Genomic DNA, 19070 nt, shown 5'->3' on the forward strand with positions numbered 1-19070 from the left:
ACCGACAGTTTCTCCTTTCACACCACAAAGATGCGACAGCGGTTCCTTACATAGTCGCCGAGGCAATGTTAGCATTGGCGCAACTAACGCAGACCATAAGATGGAAAATCGGCATGTCTCAAAACCTTATTCGTATCGCGACCCGCAAAAGCCCCCTTGCCATGTGGCAGGCTGAGTTTGTTAAAGCAGAGCTCGAGCGCATTCATCCGGATTTGACCGTGGAACTGCTGCCCATGAGCACCAAGGGCGACGTTATTCTGGATACACCACTGGCCAAGGTAGGTGGTAAAGGCCTGTTCGTGAAAGAGCTGGAAGTCGCCATGCTGGAAGGCCGCGCCGACATTGCCGTTCACTCAATGAAAGACGTGCCGGTAGATTTTCCGGAAGGCCTGGGCCTTGAAGTAATTTGTGAACGCGAAGACCCACGGGACGCGTTTGTGTCCAACACTTACAAAAGTATCGATGAGCTGCCACAGGGCGCCGTGGTAGGCACCTCCAGCCTGCGTCGACAGTGTCAACTGCGCGCTCGTCGTCCCGATCTGATTATCAAAGACTTGCGCGGTAACGTTGGCACCCGTTTGGCCAAACTCGACTCAGGTGAATACGATGCCATTATCCTCGCCGCAGCGGGCCTTATCCGCCTTAAGCTTGCCGAGCGCATCGCAGGTTTTATCAGTACCGGAGAGTCACTGCCCGCCAATGGTCAGGGCGCTGTAGGCATTGAATGCCGCACCGATGATACCCGCGTCAAAGCCCTGCTGGCACCGCTGGAGCACAAAGAAACCCGTCTGCGCGTACTTGCCGAGCGCGCCATGAATACCCGCCTGGAAGGGGGTTGTCAGGTGCCGATTGGTGCCTTTGCCGAAATCGAAGCCGACACTCTGACACTGCGTGGTTTGGTGGGTAACCCCGATGGCAGCGAAGTGATCACCGGCTCTGTGACAGGCTCAACTGCCGATGCGATTGCGCTGGGTCATCAACTGGCGGACGACCTGCTCAGCCGCGGTGCGAAAACCATTCTGGATGCGGTCTACGCCCGGAACTGACCATGAAGCTGCTGCTCACCCGTCCTGAGGGCAAAAACGCCGCCATGGCCAGTGCGCTGGATGCGCTGGCCATACCTTATTTGGTGGAACCCTTGTTATCGGTGGAGGCAGCAGCCGTGACTCAAGCGCAGGTCGATGAACTTTCCCGCGCCGACATACTCATCTTCATCAGCACCAGTGCGGTCAGTTTTGCCCCCCCCTGGCTGCAGAACCAATGGCCAAATGCCGCCTATTACGCAGTGGGAGATGCCACTGCCGATGCCCTGGCTTTGCAGGGTATCAAGGCCGAGCGCTCACCCGCCGACAGTCAGGCCACTGAAGGTTTACTCACACTCCCCTCTCTGGAACATGTATCCGGTAAACACATAGTCATAGTCCGGGGCAAAGGTGGCCGCGAAGCCATGGCAGATGGTTTGCGGCTTCGTGGGGCAAATGTCAGCTATCTTGAGGTCTATCAGCGGGCGTGTCCGCCGCTGAATGCAGCTGCCATTGTCAGTCGCTGGCAATCCTTCGGCATAGACACCATAGTAGTGACCAGTGGTGAAGTACTGGAAAACTTGATAAATCTGGTGCCCAAAGACAGTTTTGCATGGCTCAGAGACTGTCATATCATAGTCCCCAGTACCCGGGTCGAAACCCAGGCAAGGAAAAAGGGACTTCTTCGAGTCACCAACGCCGGAGCAGCAAACCAAGCCGCCGTGCTGGACGCATTGGGCATTTAAACTTTTGCTGCTTTGGTTTCCCTGAATTGCACGCTTTCTAGCATCAAGGATTGTTTCATGGAAAACCAACAGCAAGAGGCCGCCGCAGAGTCAAAGGCTTTGCCTCCTTCACCTTCTTCTCAGCCCAAAGATATTGAGCCCAATAAAGAGTCCCGCCCCGGCAGTTCCTGGAGCATGCGTATAGCGGTGGCACTTGCGCTGGTGATGGGTGCCACGGCACTGGCGGGTGGTTACTATCTCTATCAGCAGTTGGTGGAACAGTACCACTACACACTGTCGGTGGAGGAGAAACAGAGCGCCGCGCTGAAAGAGCCTGTATCGCGCCTGAGTCAATTGGAACAAGGGCTGAAGCAGATAGCACAACTGGAAAGTGAGCTTGGGCGTCTTACCGCCGATCAGAGTGCCCTGGAGCGACGCCTCACCAATCTGTCTCAGAAAACCCCCGACGATTGGCTGATTGCCGAAGCCGACTATCTTGTGCGCATGGCGGGCCGTAAACTTTGGCTAGAGCAAGACCCGGCCACTGCGCTGAGTTTGCTGAAAACCGCCGATGAGCGTATCGCCGCCATGCAGCAACCTTCGCTGTTCAGCCTGCGTAAAGCGCTCGCGGCCGATATGGAACAGGTGGCTTCTGTCCGCAGTACCGATATCGCCGGCAACGTTTATGCGTTGGACGAAATCATGAAACGTATTGAGCGATTGACCCCGGGCCGTAATAAGCAGGAATACACACCACCCACCGATGAGACCATCAGCGACTCCCTGAATGACTGGCAAACCAACCTGGCAAAAAGTTGGAAAGCGCTGATCAATGACTTTGTGACCGTACGTCAGCGTACCGGCGATATTACGCCTCTCCTTTCCCCGGAGCAGGAGTGGTATCTGAAAGAAAACATTCGCACCAAGCTGCTGCAGGCCCAACTTGCGCTGTATAGACACGATGAACTGAGCTTCCGGGAAGCCGTTTTGATGGCAAGTGGTTGGGTAAAACTGTATTTCAGTGTGGACTCAGGTACCGGAGCACAAATACTCGAACGTCTCGATTCTCTGGCGTCCCTGCGTATCGATGCTGTGCCCATCAGCAAATTCCAGTCCAGCGACATGCTCAGAACCCTGGTGCAGGACGGCGTTAAGGCACCGCTGCCAATCCCCAATCCCACGCCAACACCGGCAGTGAATCCTCTGCCCGAGCCGGATCAGGAGCCAGAACCTTCTACGGCAGCCGGATCGGAGGCTGAGGCATGATAAAAACGCTTATTTATCTTGGCATTATTCTGATTGGGCTCTGTTTAAGCCCCTACATTGTTGGTAACACCGGCTATCTGTACCTGTCAGCCTGGGGCTACGAAATTGAAACCAGTCTGGTGTTTGCCATTGTCGCGCTGGTGATTGCCTACGGCGTTATCGTGATTGCCGAATGGATAGCGGTTAAATGCATTGGCCTGGTGCTGGGCAGCCGTTATTTGCCCGAACGCTGGCGTCGCAATGCAGCAAAGCGCCATACCCTGAACGGCGCACTGGCGCTTGCTGAAGAGAATTGGCCCGATGCTGAGCGCTGCATGGCCAAAGGAGCCGCCAAAGGTGAATTGCCGGCACTAAATCTGCTTGCTGCAGCAAGGGCGGCTCAGCATCAGGGAAAATATGCCGAGCGCGATGACTATCTTGAAAAAGCCGTAACAGAGCCGAATGCGGCGACGGCCGTGTTTACAACCCGCACCCGCTATCTGCTTAAACAGGGCCAGCTGGAGCGTGCCAGAACCGCACTCAATCATCTGGCGCCAACCAGCAAAAGCAGTGCTGCCGTGGTAAAGCTTGCCATGGAAGTCTATCTTGCCCAGCAGGATTGGCGGGCGCTGAGGGAGTTGTTACCTGCCATCAAGAAACACGCACTGCTTAATGATACCGGTTTTGAAGACTTGTCTGTCAGAGTCAGCGTGAACCTGCTGGAGCAGGCCGGCAGCAAAGATTGGGATAGCCTGGACAAAGAATGGCAGTGGCTATCCCGCAGCGAAAAGCAGCACAGTGCCAATCGTGCCGCCTACGCACTTGGGCTGGCCAAACAAGGTAAAAAGGCCGAGGCCGTTAAACTGCTGCTTAAAGATCTGGAGTCTTTGCCCGAGAGTCACATTCTCACTCTGCTCCCCCAAATTCTGAATGGTCAGGATGAGCTACCACGGCAACAATTGCTCAAGCTCGCTCCCAGATACGAGGATGTACATGAATATCATGAATGTGTGGCGCGGCTTTGCCAGCAAGCCCGGGAGTTTAAAACTGCCAACGAGCATTGGCGTAAAGCCTGTGAGTTAAATCCATCCAAAGAAAATTGGTTGGCACTCGCGGAGCTCGACGAGCAACTGGGCAATACTGACCTGGCGTTGCAACATTACCGGAAGGCCGCCAAGGCCTGACACCATTACCGAACAACATTTTATTAACCTAAACAAAGCGTTTTCGTGGTTGTTGCCATGAAAACGCTTTTTTTTTTGTTTGTCGCCTACACTATATATAGGCATTTCCTGATGAATCAACCACCAGATATCTGGTGTCAAAACTAGTGCAAAAACGTCAAGCAAGACGATAAAAAGCTAAGTTTTTGAATAAGTAAGAGCGCTGTCAAAAAATTGACTTATGAGTGTTTTAGAATTACACTTCACTTCTTAAGTTGGGTAATTTCGCCTGTTCTCAGGCAAATTCTGTATCGAATATAAGCCGTTGGGAGCTTGTTATGGGTTCGTATATCACACCGAAAAATGGATTGCTCAAGTCGGTAAATGGGCAAATAAGCATGGTCGCTGAAGGCGCAGAAAAATCTGTTTCTGCAGGTGATGCAATTCCCGCTGGAGCCGTGCTTTGGATTAAGGAAGGCGCGCAATTTGAATTGGTGCTGGAGGACGGCACCATTATCAGCGAATCAAACACCCCCACCACGGCCAACCAACCAGAAGTTGGAGCTGAACAGCTTGACCCCAATGCGCTGAATGAAATTGAAGCGCTACAGGCCCAAATTGCAGCTGGTGATGACCCAACGGCAAACTTGCCTGAAACCGCTGCGGGCGGCCAGACCGGTAACGAAGGCGGTTCTGGCTTTGTCAGCCTGGACCGAACTGGCAGCGAAACCCTTGCAAGCACTGGGTTTGACTCAGCCTTTGAAGCCCAAGCTACAGAATCCCAAATCCTCGATGCCCAACCTATCGAACCTTTGGATTTAACTCCGCCTGTCATTACAGTAGATGCTCCTGACAATTCAACCGATACCACTCCCACTATCACTGGCACCACAGATGCAGAACCAGGAAGCACTGTAACTATCGTTGTAACCGACAGCAACGGCGATACCCAGACCCTGACTGCCACAGTCAATGAAGACGGAACATACAGCGTTGATGTGGTCGAACCCTTACCTGAAGGGGGTTATACCGCAGATGCCAGTGTTTCTGATACAGCTGGTAATACCGGAACCGCAACAGATTTGGGTGATGTTGTCTCCCCTGAAGTGAGCATCTCAGCCAATCAAACAGACGTTGAAGAAGGCAATACCGCTTCTTTCGTTGTAAGTCTGGATCAAGCCTCAAACGAAGACATCACAGTCACCTTTACTTATTCAGGTGTTGCTGAAGACGGTACAGACTATATCGGTGTGGCAAGTGTAGTGATCCCTGCCGGTCAAACCAGCGCTACCATTAACATCAACACCATTGATGACAAGTTGTACGAAGTTTCTGAAGACTTCACCATCACCATTTCCAGCGTCACCGGTGGCAATGCCGTCATAGGTGCCGCAAACAGTGCCAGCACCAACATCGTGGATGAAGTAGTACCCGGTCCTGAGGACACTGTTACCATCACGCTTTCAGGCCCAGAGTCTGTGATAGAAGGCGAGGTCACATCAACTTACACAGTCACTCTCAGCGATCCAGCACCAGCTGGCAGTATAGTCACGCTTAGCTATACCTATGTCACAGCAAGTGGTGAAGATATTGTAGAGACTGTGCAAGCTGTTATCGGTGAAGATGGTGTTACGGCAACCTTTACCATTGCAACTATCGATGATGTATATGCTGAGGGCGATGAGAGTTTTATTGTTTCCGTTGATAGCTTAACGACCGCTGATGGCGTGCCTGTTTTTGAACAATTGGATCTCACTGGTGCCAATGTCGAGACCACCATCAAAGATGCGGCATCACCGACTGATCCGGAAATCCCCGGCGAAGAAGATACTGTCACCGTCACCTTAACCGGTCCTGCCACTGTGACTGAAGGTGAAGTTACAGCAACTTACACAGTGACATTGAGCGACCCTGCGCCGGAAGGCAGCATCGTAGTACTCACCTACACCTATACCACCGCCAGCGGTGATGACATAGTCGAAACTGTTCAAGCCGTTATCGGTGCCGATGGCACAACCGCCACCTTCACCATTGCGACTGTCGATGATGTTTACGCCGAGGGCGACGAAAACTTTACCGTTAGCGTGAGTGAAATCCTCACACCGGGCGGCAACCCCGTATTTGAACTGCTGGATCTCACTGGTGCCAATGTCGAGACCACCATCAAAGACGCGGCCTCACCGACTGATCCGGAAATCCCCGGTGAAGAAGACACTGTCACCGTCACCTTAACCGGTCCTGCCACTGTGACTGAAGGTGAAGTTACAGCAACTTACACAGTGACATTGAGCGACCCTGCGCCGGAAGGCAGCATCGTGGTGCTCACCTACAGCTACACCACCGCCAGCGGTGATGACATAGTCGAAACTGTTCAAGCCGTTATCGGTGCCGATGGCACAACTGCCACCTTCACCATTGCGACTGTCGATGATGTTTACGCCGAAGGCGACGAAAACTTTACCGTTAGCGTGAGTGAAATCCTCACACCGGGCGGTAACCCCGTATTTGAGCTGCTGGATCTCACTGGTGCCAATGTCGAGACCACCATCAAAGACGCGGCCTCACCGACTGATCCGGAAATCCCCGGTGAAGAAGACACTGTCACCGTCACCTTAACCGGTCCTGCCACTGTGACTGAAGGTGAAGTTACAGCAACTTACACAGTGACATTGAGCGACCCTGCGCCGGAAGGCAGCATCGTGGTGCTCACCTACAGCTACACCACCGCCAGCGGTGATGACATAGTCGAAACTGTTCAAGCCGTTATCGGTGCCGATGGCACAACTGCCACCTTCACCATTGCGACTGTCGATGATGTTTACGCCGAAGGCGACGAAAACTTTACCGTTAGCGTGAGTGAAATCCTCACACCGGGCGGTAACCCCGTATTTGAGCTGCTGGATCTCACTGGTGCCAATGTCGAGACCACCATCAAAGACGCGGCCTCACCGACTGATCCGGAAATCCCCGGTGAAGAAGACACTGTCACCGTCACCTTAACCGGTCCTGCCACTGTGACTGAAGGTGAAGTTACAGCAACTTACACTGTGACATTGAGCGACCCTGCACCGGAAGGCAGCATCGTGGTGCTCACCTACAGCTACACCACCGCCAGCGGTGATGACATAGTCGAAACTGTTCAAGCCGTTATCGGTGCCGATGGCACAACTGCCACCTTCACCATTGCGACTGTCGATGATGTTTACGCCGAGGGCGACGAAAACTTTACCGTTAGCGTGAGTGAAATCCTCACTCCGGGCGGCAACCCCGTATTTGAGCTGTTGGATCTCACTGGTGCCAATGTCGAGACCACCATCAAAGACGCGGCCTCACCTACTGATCCGGAAATCCCCGGTGAAGAAGACACTGTATTTGTTACTCTGTCAGGCCCCGCGACTGTGGCTGAGGGAAATACTACCTCCACCTACACCGTCAGTTTAAGTGATCCCGCGCCGGAAGGCAGCGTGGTACTGCTTAGCTATACCTATATCTCTGCGAGCGGAGATGACATTGTCGAGACCGTTCAGGCTTTAGTCGGCGCCGACGGTGTGACAGCCACGTTCACTATAGACACAGTGACGGACCAGCCGTTTGAAGGTGCTGAAACCTTTAATGTCAGTGTTATCGGCATAGTGACAACTGAGGGTAATCCCGTATTTGAGCTGCTGGATCTTAGCGGTGCAAATGTTAATACCACTATCATTGATACCAATGCGCCACCAACGACGGATGATTTGGTTGCAGAAGGCGCCGAAGACGATGAGTCTATAGCAATTCCTGCACTTTCTGGCAATGATGTAGACGGAACAGTGGTCAGCTTCACCATCAACAGCCTGCCAACCAATGGCACCCTGCTGTTCAATGGTGTGGCCGTAGTGATCGGTCAGAGTATTGCCACAGCTAATGCAGCAGGTCTCACCTTTGAGCCCGATGCTAACTGGAACGGTGAAACCACATTCACCTACAGTGCTGTGGACAATGTTGGCTTGGTTGACCCAACTCCGGCAACTGTAACTATTAGTGTAGCGTCGGTTAACGATGCGCCGGTAGCCAAAGACAACAGCTACACCGCCACCGAAGATACCCTGCTGACCGGCAAGAACATCATCACTGACAATGATTCAACTGACGGTGTTGACAGCGATGTGGACAGCACCGACCTGACCATCGCGACTGTCAACGGTGTGGACTTCAGTGCCGACAGCACTGACCCGGACCACCTGGGCAGTGATGGCTGGATGATGGTTGAGCTGACCAACGGTACCCTGTTCATCAAGGCCGATGGCACCACTGACTATCTGCCCAATGAAAACAGCAATGCTACCGATACGTTCACTTACACCATCCAGGATGACACGGGGCTGGAATCCAACACCGCCACCGTCACCATCGGTGTTGATGCTGTTAACGATGCGCCGGTAGCCAAAGACAACAGCTACACCGCCACCGAAGATACCCTGCTGACCGGCAAGAACATCATCACTGACAATGATTCAACTGACGGTGTTGACAGCGATGTGGACAGCACCGACCTGACCATCGCGACTGTCAACGGTGTGGACTTCAGTGCCGACAGCACTGACCCGGACCACCTGGGCAGTGATGGCTGGATGATGGTTGAGCTGACCAACGGTACCCTGTTCATCAAGGCCGATGGCACCACTGACTATCTGCCCAATGAAAACAGCAATGCTACCGATACGTTCACTTACACCATCCAGGATGACACGGGGCTGGAATCCAACACCGCCACCGTCACCATCGGTGTTGATGCTGTTAACGATGCGCCGGTAGCCAAAGACAACAGCTACACCGCCACCGAAGATACCCTGCTGACCGGCAAGAACATCATCACTGACAATGATTCAACTGACGGTGTTGACAGCGATGTGGACAGCACCGACCTGACCATCGCGACTGTCAACGGTGTGGACTTCAGTGCCGACAGCACTGACCCGGACCACCTGGGCAGTGATGGCTGGATGATGGTTGAGCTGACCAACGGTACCCTGTTCATCAAGGCCGATGGCACCACTGACTATCTGCCCAATGAAAACAGCAATGCTACCGATACGTTCACTTACACCATCCAGGATGACACGGGGCTGGAATCCAACACCGCCACCGTCACCATCGGTGTTGATGCTGTTAACGATGCGCCGGTAGCCAAAGACAACAGCTACACCGCCACCGAAGATACCCTGCTGACCGGCAAGAACATCATCACTGACAATGATTCAACTGACGGTGTTGACAGCGATGTGGACAGCACCGACCTGACCATCGCGACTGTCAACGGTGTGGACTTCAGTGCCGACAGCACTGACCCGGACCACCTGGGCAGTGATGGCTGGATGATGGTTGAGCTGACCAACGGTACCCTGTTCATCAAGGCCGATGGCACCACTGACTATCTGCCCAATGAAAACAGCAATGCTACCGATACGTTCACTTACACCATCCAGGATGACACGGGGCTGGAATCCAACACCGCCACCGTCACCATCGGTGTTGATGCTGTTAACGATGCGCCGGTAGCCAAAGACAACAGCTACACCGCCACCGAAGATACCCTGCTGACCGGCAAGAACATCATCACTGACAATGATTCAACTGACGGTGTTGACAGCGATGTGGACAGCACCGACCTGACCATCGCGACTGTCAACGGTGTGGACTTCAGTGCCGACAGCACTGACCCGGACCACCTGGGCAGTGATGGCTGGATGATGGTTGAGCTGACCAACGGTACCCTGTTCATCAAGGCCGATGGCACCACTGACTATCTGCCCAATGAAAACAGCAATGCTACCGATACGTTCACTTACACCATCCAGGATGACACGGGGCTGGAATCCAACACCGCCACCGTCACCATCGGTGTTGATGCTGTTAACGATGCGCCGGTAGCCAAAGACAACAGCTACACCGCCACCGAAGATACCCTGCTGACCGGCAAGAACATCATCACTGACAATGATTCAACTGACGGTGTTGACAGCGATGTGGACAGCACCGACCTGACCATCGCGACTGTCAACGGTGTGGACTTCAGTGCCGACAGCACTGACCCGGACCACCTGGGCAGTGATGGCTGGATGATGGTTGAGCTGACCAACGGTACCCTGTTCATCAAGGCCGATGGCACCACTGACTATCTGCCCAATGAAAACAGCAATGCTACCGATACGTTCACTTACACCATCCAGGATGACACGGGGCTGGAATCCAACACCGCCACCGTCACCATCGGTGTTGATGCTGTTAACGATGCGCCGGTAGCCAAAGACAACAGCTACACCGCCACCGAAGATACCCTGCTGACCGGCAAGAACATCATCACTGACAATGATTCAACTGACGGTGTTGACAGCGATGTGGACAGCACCGACCTGACCATCGCGACTGTCAACGGTGTGGACTTCAGTGCCGACAGCACTGACCCGGACCACCTGGGCAGTGATGGCTGGATGATGGTTGAGCTGACCAACGGTACCCTGTTCATCAAGGCCGATGGCACCACTGACTATCTGCCCAATGAAAACAGCAATGCTACCGATACGTTCACTTACACCATCCAGGATGACACGGGGCTGGAATCCAACACCGCCACCGTCACCATCGGTGTTGATGCTGTTAACGATGCGCCGGTAGCCAAAGACAACAGCTACACCGCCACCGAAGATACCCTGCTGACCGGCAAGAACATCATCACTGACAATGATTCAACTGACGGTGTTGACAGCGATGTGGACAGCACCGACCTGACCATCGCGACTGTCAACGGTGTGGACTTCAGTGCCGACAGCACTGACCCGGACCACCTGGGCAGTGATGGCTGGATGATGGTTGAGCTGACCAACGGTACCCTGTTCATCAAGGCCGATGGCACCACTGACTATCTGCCCAATGAAAACAGCAATGCTACCGATACGTTCACTTACACCATCCAGGATGACACGGGGCTGGAATCCAACACCGCCACCGTCACCATCGGTGTTGATGCTGTTAACGATGCGCCGGTAGCCAAAGACAACAGCTACACCGCCACCGAAGATACCCTGCTGACCGGCAAGAACATCATCACTGACAATGATTCAACTGACGGTGTTGACAGCGATGTGGACAGCACCGACCTGACCATCGCGACTGTCAACGGTGTGGACTTCAGTGCCGACAGCACTGACCCGGACCACCTGGGCAGTGATGGCTGGATGATGGTTGAGCTGACCAACGGTACCCTGTTCATCAAGGCCGATGGCACCACTGACTATCTGCCCAATGAAAACAGCAATGCTACCGATACGTTCACTTACACCATCCAGGATGACACGGGGCTGGAATCCAACACCGCCACCGTCACCATCGGTGTTGATGCTGTTAACGATGCGCCGGTAGCCAAAGACAACAGCTACACCGCCACCGAAGATACCCTGCTGACCGGCAAGAACATCATCACTGACAATGATTCAACTGACGGTGTTGACAGCGATGTGGACAGCACCGACCTGACCATCGCGACTGTCAACGGTGTGGACTTCAGTGCCGACAGCACTGACCCGGACCACCTGGGCAGTGATGGCTGGATGATGGTTGAGCTGACCAACGGTACCCTGTTCATCAAGGCCGATGGCACCACTGACTATCTGCCCAATGAAAACAGCAATGCTACCGATACGTTCACTTACACCATCCAGGATGACACGGGGCTGGAATCCAACACCGCCACCGTCACCATCGGTGTTGATGCTGTTAACGATGCGCCGGTAGCCAAAGACAACAGCTACACCGCCACCGAAGATACCCTGCTGACCGGCAAGAACATCATCACTGACAATGATTCAACTGACGGTGTTGACAGCGATGTGGACAGCACCGACCTGACCATCGCGACTGTCAACGGTGTGGACTTCAGTGCCGACAGCACTGACCCGGACCACCTGGGCAGTGATGGCTGGATGATGGTTGAGCTGACCAACGGTACCCTGTTCATCAAGGCCGATGGCACCACTGACTATCTGCCCAATGAAAACAGCAATGCTACCGATACGTTCACTTACACCATCCAGGATGACACGGGGCTGGAATCCAACACCGCCACCGTCACCATCGGTGTTGATGCTGTTAACGATGCGCCGGTAGCCAAAGACAACAGCTACACCGCCACCGAAGATACCCTGCTGACCGGCAAGAACATCATCACTGACAATGATTCAACTGACGGTGTTGACAGCGATGTGGACAGCACCGACCTGACCATCGCGACTGTCAACGGTGTGGACTTCAGTGCCGACAGCACTGACCCGGACCACCTGGGCAGTGATGGCTGGATGATGGTTGAGCTGACCAACGGTACCCTGTTCATCAAGGCCGATGGCACCACTGACTATCTGCCCAATGAAAACAGCAATGCTACCGATACGTTCACTTACACCATCCAGGATGACACGGGGCTGGAATCCAACACCGCCACCGTCACCATCGGTGTTGATGCTGTTAACGATGCGCCGGTAGCCAAAGACAACAGCTACACCGCCACCGAAGATACCCTGCTGACCGGCAAGAACATCATCACTGACAATGATTCAACTGACGGTGTTGACAGCGATGTGGACAGCACCGACCTGACCATCGCGACTGTCAACGGTGTGGACTTCAGTGCCGACAGCACTGACCCGGACCACCTGGGCAGTGATGGCTGGATGATGGTTGAGCTGACCAACGGTACCCTGTTCATCAAGGCCGATGGCACCACTGACTATCTGCCCAATGAAAACAGCAATGCTACCGATACGTTCACTTACACCATCCAGGATGACACGGGGCTGGAATCCAACACCGCCACCGTCACCATCGGTGTTGATGCTGTTAACGATGCGCCGGTAGCCAAAGACAACAGCTACACCGCCACCGAAGATACCCTGCTGACCGGCAAGAACATCATCACTGACAATGATTCAACTGACGGTGTTGACAGCGATGTGGACAGCACCGACCTGACCATCGCGACTGTCAACGGTGTGGACTTCAGTGCCGACAGCACTGACCCGGACCACCTGGGCAGTGATGGCTGGATGATGGTTGAGCTGACCAACGGTACCCTGTTCATCAAGGCCGATGGCACCACTGACTATCTGCCCAATGAAAACAGCAATGCTACCGATACGTTCACTTACACCATCCAGGATGACACGGGGCTGGAATCCAACACCGCCACCGTCACCATCGGTGTTGATGCTGTTAACGATGCGCCGGTAGCCAAAGACAACAGCTACACCGCCACCGAAGATACCCTGCTGACCGGCAAGAACATCATCACTGACAATGATTCAACTGACGGTGTTGACAGCGATGTGGACAGCACCGACCTGACCATCGCGACTGTCAACGGTGTGGACTTCAGTGCCGACAGCACTGACCCGGACCACCTGGGCAGTGATGGCTGGATGATGGTTGAGCTGACCAACGGTACCCTGTTCATCAAGGCCGATGGCACCACTGACTATCTGCCCAATGAAAACAGCAATGCTACCGATACGTTCACTTACACCATCCAGGATGACACGGGGCTGGAATCCAACACCGCCACCGTCACCATCGGTGTTGATGCTGTTAACGATGCGCCGGTAGCCAAAGACAACAGCTACACCGCCACCGAAGATACCCTGCTGACCGGCAAGAACATCATCACTGACAATGATTCAACTGACGGTGTTGACAGCGATGTGGACAGCACCGACCTGACCATCGCGACTGTCAACGGTGTGGACTTCAGTGCCGACAGCACTGACCCGGACCACCTGGGCAGTGATGGCTGGATGATGGTTGAGCTGACCAACGGTACCCTGTTCATCAAGGCCGATGGCACCACTGACTATCTGCCCAATGAAAACAGCAATGCTACCGATACGTTCACTTACACCATCCAGGATGACACGGGGCTGGAATCCAACACCGCCACCGTCACCATCGGTGTTGATGCTGTTAACGATGCGCCGGTAGCCAAAGACAACAGCTACACCGCCACCGAAGATACCCTGCTGACCGGCAAGAACATCATCACTGACAATGATTCAACTGACGGTGTTGACAGCGATGTGGACAGCACCGACCTGACCATCGCGACTGTCAACGGTGTGGACTTCAGTGCCGACAGCACTGACCCGGACCACCTGGGCAGTGATGGCTGGATGATGGTTGAGCTGACCAACGGTACCCTGTTCATCAAGGCCGATGGCACCACTGACTATCTGCCCAATGAAAACAGCAATGCTACCGATACGTTCACTTACACCATCCAGGATGACACGGGGCTGGAATCCAACACCGCCACCGTCACCATCGGTGTTGATGCTGTTAACGATGCGCCGGTAGCCAAAGACAACAGCTACACCGCCACCGAAGATACCCTGCTGACCGGCAAGAACATCATCACTGACAATGATTCAACTGACGGTGTTGACAGCGATGTGGACAGCACCGACCTGACCATCGCGACTGTCAACGGTGTGGACTTCAGTGCCGACAGCACTGACCCGGACCACCTGGGCAGTGATGGCTGGATGATGGTTGAGCTGACCAACGGTACCCTGTTCATCAAGGCCGATGGCACCACTGACTATCTGCCCAATGAAAACAGCAATGCTACCGATACGTTCACTTACACCATCCAGGATGACACGGGGCTGGAATCCAACACCGCCACCGTCACCATCGGTGTTGATGCTGTTAACGATGCGCCGGTAGCCAAAGACAACAGCTACACCGCCACCGAAGATACCCTGCTGACCGGCAAGAACATCATCACTGACAATGATTCAACTGACGGTGTTGACAGCGATGTGGACAGCACCGACCTGACCATCGCGACTGTCAACGGTGTGGACTTCAGTGCCGACAGCACTGACCCGGACCACCTGGGCAGTGATGGCTGGATGATGGTTGAGCTGACCAACGGTACCCTGTTCATCAAGGCCGATGGCACCACTGACTATCTGCCCAATGAAAACAGCAATGCTACCGATACGTTCACTTACACCATCCAGGATGACACGGGGCTGGAATCCAACACCGCCACCGTCACCATCGGTGTTGAAAGCGTTGATGATGAAGTAAATATCATTGGACTTAATGGAATAGACGAAACGGTATATGAGGCCAATCTGGCCAGTGGTACCGACCCCAATGCTGACGCCTTGGAGCAGTCAGGCACCTTTAGCTTCATCAGCGGTGATGGTTTAGCAACCGTAAGTATCGGAGACGTCTCTGTTGACGGCATAAACTCGGGCCTGGGCGCAATCTTGGATCTGGATGCACTACTGGCACTAAGCGATGCCAATCCAGTTACTATATCTACCGACTATGGCACCTTGACGCTGACTGGTTTCACTGGCGATGCCAGTGGTGGTGAAATCAGTTACACCTACACCTTAGATAACACCGTAGACAACGATGACGAAGATGCAGTTGCTGCAGGCGCTACTGCTGCTGATTTCATCGACAGCATCGCTGTGGTTGTGACCGATGAAGACAATAACGTTAATGACGATGCCAGTGCCACGCTCGATATCCGCATTGTCGATGACACAGTTATCGCTGATATAGCCGACTCTTCAGGTGAAAACGCCGCGGGCACGGTAATTACAGGCGCGTTTACCGACCCCGTTGAAGGGGCTGATACAGCCTATTCTGTAGACCTCAGTGTCAACATTGCAGATTGGGACGCAGAAGACTCTTCAACATGGTTTACCGAATCAGGCAAGTTCACCGGTGATAACGAACCCATTTATTACTTTGTCGATCCTGAAAACCCAGACACTTTGATAGCATACACTGACAGCGGGGTTGAGCCGGCAGCTTGGGCGGGGTTGGATGGCAACGATGAAGAAATGTCTCCTACCCAAACATTGATGTTTACGCTCACCGTAGATCCCAATGGCAATAATGGCATGGGTAGTTACGTGATGAATGTCGTCAATCCAATCACTACGGAGACGAATTTACCGGTGAACTTCACCACCAATATTGGTGGCAACAACTACACATTGTACGTCGACGACAGTGGTGCTATCACCAAGACTGTACCAACATCGACCGCCTTTACTTTAACAGCCACCACGAACGGTCTGGCTGACACAGTTAACTCATCGAATAATGGCTACGGTGTAGGTTCATCGGGAGGTAAAGATATTGGCTTTACTGAATTACTCACCTTAACCTTTACCACCCCTATATCTGCCGTTGAAACACTGCATTTCACTTACAACAGCGGCGCCGACTATACTGGCGACGTGACCATGATACTCCATGGGGTGGACGGCAATAACGCTCCCGTAACCGTGCAATTGACAGGATCAAGCGATGAATTGCCAGCACTGATTGAAGCTGCGGGTTTAACATCTATCTCCAGTATTGATTTAACGAGAGCCCCCGATGGTGAGGAATTCAATTTATACGGTCTGACCACATCGACTCTGGAAGTTGACCCAACGGGCACTGATCTTGAGTTCAATGCCAAAATTATCGACAGCGATGGCGATTTTGACAGTACAAATCCATTTACTGTCACGCTTAGTGCACCGGATGGCTTATCTGCTGTTACACCTATCGCTGTTGCTAAGTTAAGCGAAAGCACCCTGCTTTCTACTGAACCCAACAGCGACAGCTCGTTAATGGTGTTCAAAGCCGGCGACAGTAACATCAACAGCTTCAGCTTTGACACAGATGTGAATGATATCCACGTTGCAGGCATTCGACAGCCAATGGACTGGAGAATCGAAGGTGGCGTGCTGATTGGCTCTATGCCGGGCAGAGGTGACTTGTTGAAACTCACCTTGGACTGGAATGCCATTGAAGCCGGTGAACAGGGCTCTATTGTTGTTGAAGCAGAGCTTCTCGGAAGACTGCCGCATAACGTTGATTATGATTCATTGTCTGTTACCGGTATTAAAGTCGTAGCAACCGATACCAGTGGGCAAACAGCCAAAGCAGATGTGACAGTATCTGTTGCCGATAGTCAACATATTGCCGTTGATGACTCGAATCAGGTTAATGTTCAGATTGATAGCTTTGAAGTGCGAGAGATTACGGCTGCCTGGACGGGTTGGACAGCTGAATCGACCAGCTCTGATGTACAAACTTCTGATGGTGATGATGACGACTCAGCCCACGACATAATTCGTTGGGGTGATGTAAATGGAGATGATCCACGCTCAGGATACAACTTTGATGAAAACACCAGCATCCAGGTAGGCGATGTAGGACTGAATCAAAACATTGTATTGGGCACCTTCACTCATGTGAATAACCCTATCTATGGTGATTCAGCCATCACTAAAGCCACGCTGGAAGTGACCTTAATGATCAATGGTGTTCCAGCCAAAGTAACACTGCAGTTCGACCACAATGAGACTGGCGGGGACAACAATCCAGCAGATATAGTCACTGTGGCCAACACGTCTTCAGAGTTTGTTTATGATGGTGCACGTTATACTTTGAAGGTAATGGGCTTCCTCGACAACCAAGGCAATGTGGTAACCAGTATTGAAACTGCCGAGGGTAGAGAAACAAGTTTCCCCTTAGTGGTACAGCTCATTCCCGGCGCAGGTTTTGATTTGCCTAGCGTGACAGGTGATGTCCTCTTCAATGACATTCAAGGAGCCGATGGCAACAAGGAAATTTTTGCGTTGTCGCATGGCGGAAGCAACGCCTCTGAGTCAAACGGCACCTTTGTCGTGCAGGGCACATATGGCACCCTGACACTCTACAGCGATGGCAAATATACTTATCAAGTCACTACCGTTGGCAGCCTGATACCTGACAACGCCGTAGATAAGTTCAGCTATACCATTGAAGATAACGATGGTGATTTGAGTACTGCGGACCTCAGCATCAGCGTAAATACCGTGGATGCTCAGCCAATCACACCACCTCAACCTGAGCCAGACAACAATCTCTATGTTGGTGGCCAGGGTGTCGACTCATTCTTGCTGAATGGATGGACGCCTGGTAAAGGGTTATTCGCCGTTTCCCTTGGCGGACATGGCTCTGTCCCCTCCCAGACTATCAACGATGAGATCACTCTAGATACTGCTCTGCATATTAACGCCGGGGATAGTAATGACTATGTAGACCTAGGTATTTCGAAGGCAGATAACACTGTTGACACTGGAAGTGCATTGCCAAACGTAACCGATCAGCTATCACAAAACGATGTACTCAATAGTCAATTCATGACTGAAAACCGTAGCAAACTTCTGAATGCAGAAGGAAAGCTGCTTCAAGAAGTTTTATCTGAAGTCCAACCAAAAACAGATACCGTAAACCTGGGAAGTGGTGATGACACTGTATATGGTCATGAAGGCACTCAGATGCTTTACGGTGGTGCGGGCAACGACTTGCTTATTGGCGGCGAGGGCATAGATGGTCTGCGCGGCGGCAGTGGTGACGACACCCTGATTGGCGGGCTCGGCGACGATGTACTTCGTGGTGATGGTGGTAATGACACCTTTGTTTGGAAGGCCGGCGAAACTGGCACTGACCACATCATTGACTTCAATTTGAATAAGGACAAACTGGATCTCAGCGACCTGCTGCAAAACGAGGAACAACATAGTCTGGAAGACTATTTGAGCTTCAGTTTTGAGAATAAATCCACTGTTATTGAAATCGATGCTGACCGAGATGGAAACATTGACCAGCGTATCATTCTGGATGGAGTAGATTTATCTAAAACATTTGGTACGGATACAACCGGTATTATCAATGGACTACTGGGGAATGGAGATGGCCCCCTTATTGTCGATACCCAAGGAGACTCTGTTAATGCTCAGCCGGTAGGCAATGCCATGCCACTGGATGATGAGAATAAGCAGGTCTTTCCCTAATCTCTAACCCAACGCATGCCGGGCTATAGC

Annotated in this window: 5 protein-coding genes; all 5 read left to right on the plus strand. The window is 52.8% G+C overall.

Annotated elements, in window-relative coordinates; all coding sequences use genetic code 11:
- Window positions 1–113 precede the first annotated feature (113 nt).
- The 5 genes from hemC (at window position 114) to K0H79_RS16955 (ending at window position 19040) form a co-directional block, all read left to right on the plus strand.
- Window positions 114–1046, plus strand: coding sequence for a hydroxymethylbilane synthase (gene hemC / locus K0H79_RS16935; protein ID WP_220076588.1), 933 nt, complete (start codon window positions 114–116; stop codon window positions 1044–1046).
- Between the two features lie 2 nt (window positions 1047–1048).
- On the plus strand, window positions 1049–1768 hold the full coding sequence (locus K0H79_RS16940) for a uroporphyrinogen-III synthase (RefSeq protein WP_220076589.1): 720 nt from the start codon (window positions 1049–1051) through the stop codon (window positions 1766–1768).
- A 57-nt stretch (window positions 1769–1825) separates the two neighbouring features.
- Window positions 1826–3013, plus strand: coding sequence for a uroporphyrinogen-III C-methyltransferase (locus K0H79_RS16945; protein WP_220076590.1), 1188 nt, complete (start codon window positions 1826–1828; stop codon window positions 3011–3013).
- Window positions 3010–4176, plus strand: a complete 1167-nt coding sequence (locus K0H79_RS16950) for a heme biosynthesis HemY N-terminal domain-containing protein (RefSeq protein ID WP_220076591.1) — start codon at window positions 3010–3012, stop codon at window positions 4174–4176. The genes K0H79_RS16945 and K0H79_RS16950 overlap by 4 nt, the downstream gene beginning before the upstream one ends.
- A 317-nt stretch (window positions 4177–4493) precedes the next feature.
- Complete coding sequence (locus K0H79_RS16955) at window positions 4494–19040, plus strand: retention module-containing protein (protein WP_220076592.1); 14547 nt, start codon at window positions 4494–4496, stop codon at window positions 19038–19040.
- The last annotated feature ends 30 nt before the right edge of the window (window positions 19041–19070 follow it).

Source organism: Shewanella sp. FJAT-52076, assembly GCF_019457455.1.
Lineage (GTDB): Bacteria > Pseudomonadota > Gammaproteobacteria > Enterobacterales > Shewanellaceae > Shewanella > Shewanella zhangzhouensis.

Bases quoted from the DNA above. Each gene is read 5' to 3' on its own strand.
- hemC (WP_220076588.1), top strand. From the start codon at position 114: ATGTCTCAAAACCTTATTCGTATCGCGACCCGCAAAAGCCCCCTTGCC.
- K0H79_RS16940 (WP_220076589.1), top strand. From the start codon at position 1,049: ATGAAGCTGCTGCTCACCCGTCCTGAGGGCAAAAACGCCGCCATGGCC.
- K0H79_RS16945 (WP_220076590.1), top strand. From the start codon at position 1,826: ATGGAAAACCAACAGCAAGAGGCCGCCGCAGAGTCAAAGGCTTTGCCT.
- K0H79_RS16950 (WP_220076591.1), top strand. From the start codon at position 3,010: ATGATAAAAACGCTTATTTATCTTGGCATTATTCTGATTGGGCTCTGT.
- K0H79_RS16955 (WP_220076592.1), top strand. From the start codon at position 4,494: ATGGGTTCGTATATCACACCGAAAAATGGATTGCTCAAGTCGGTAAAT.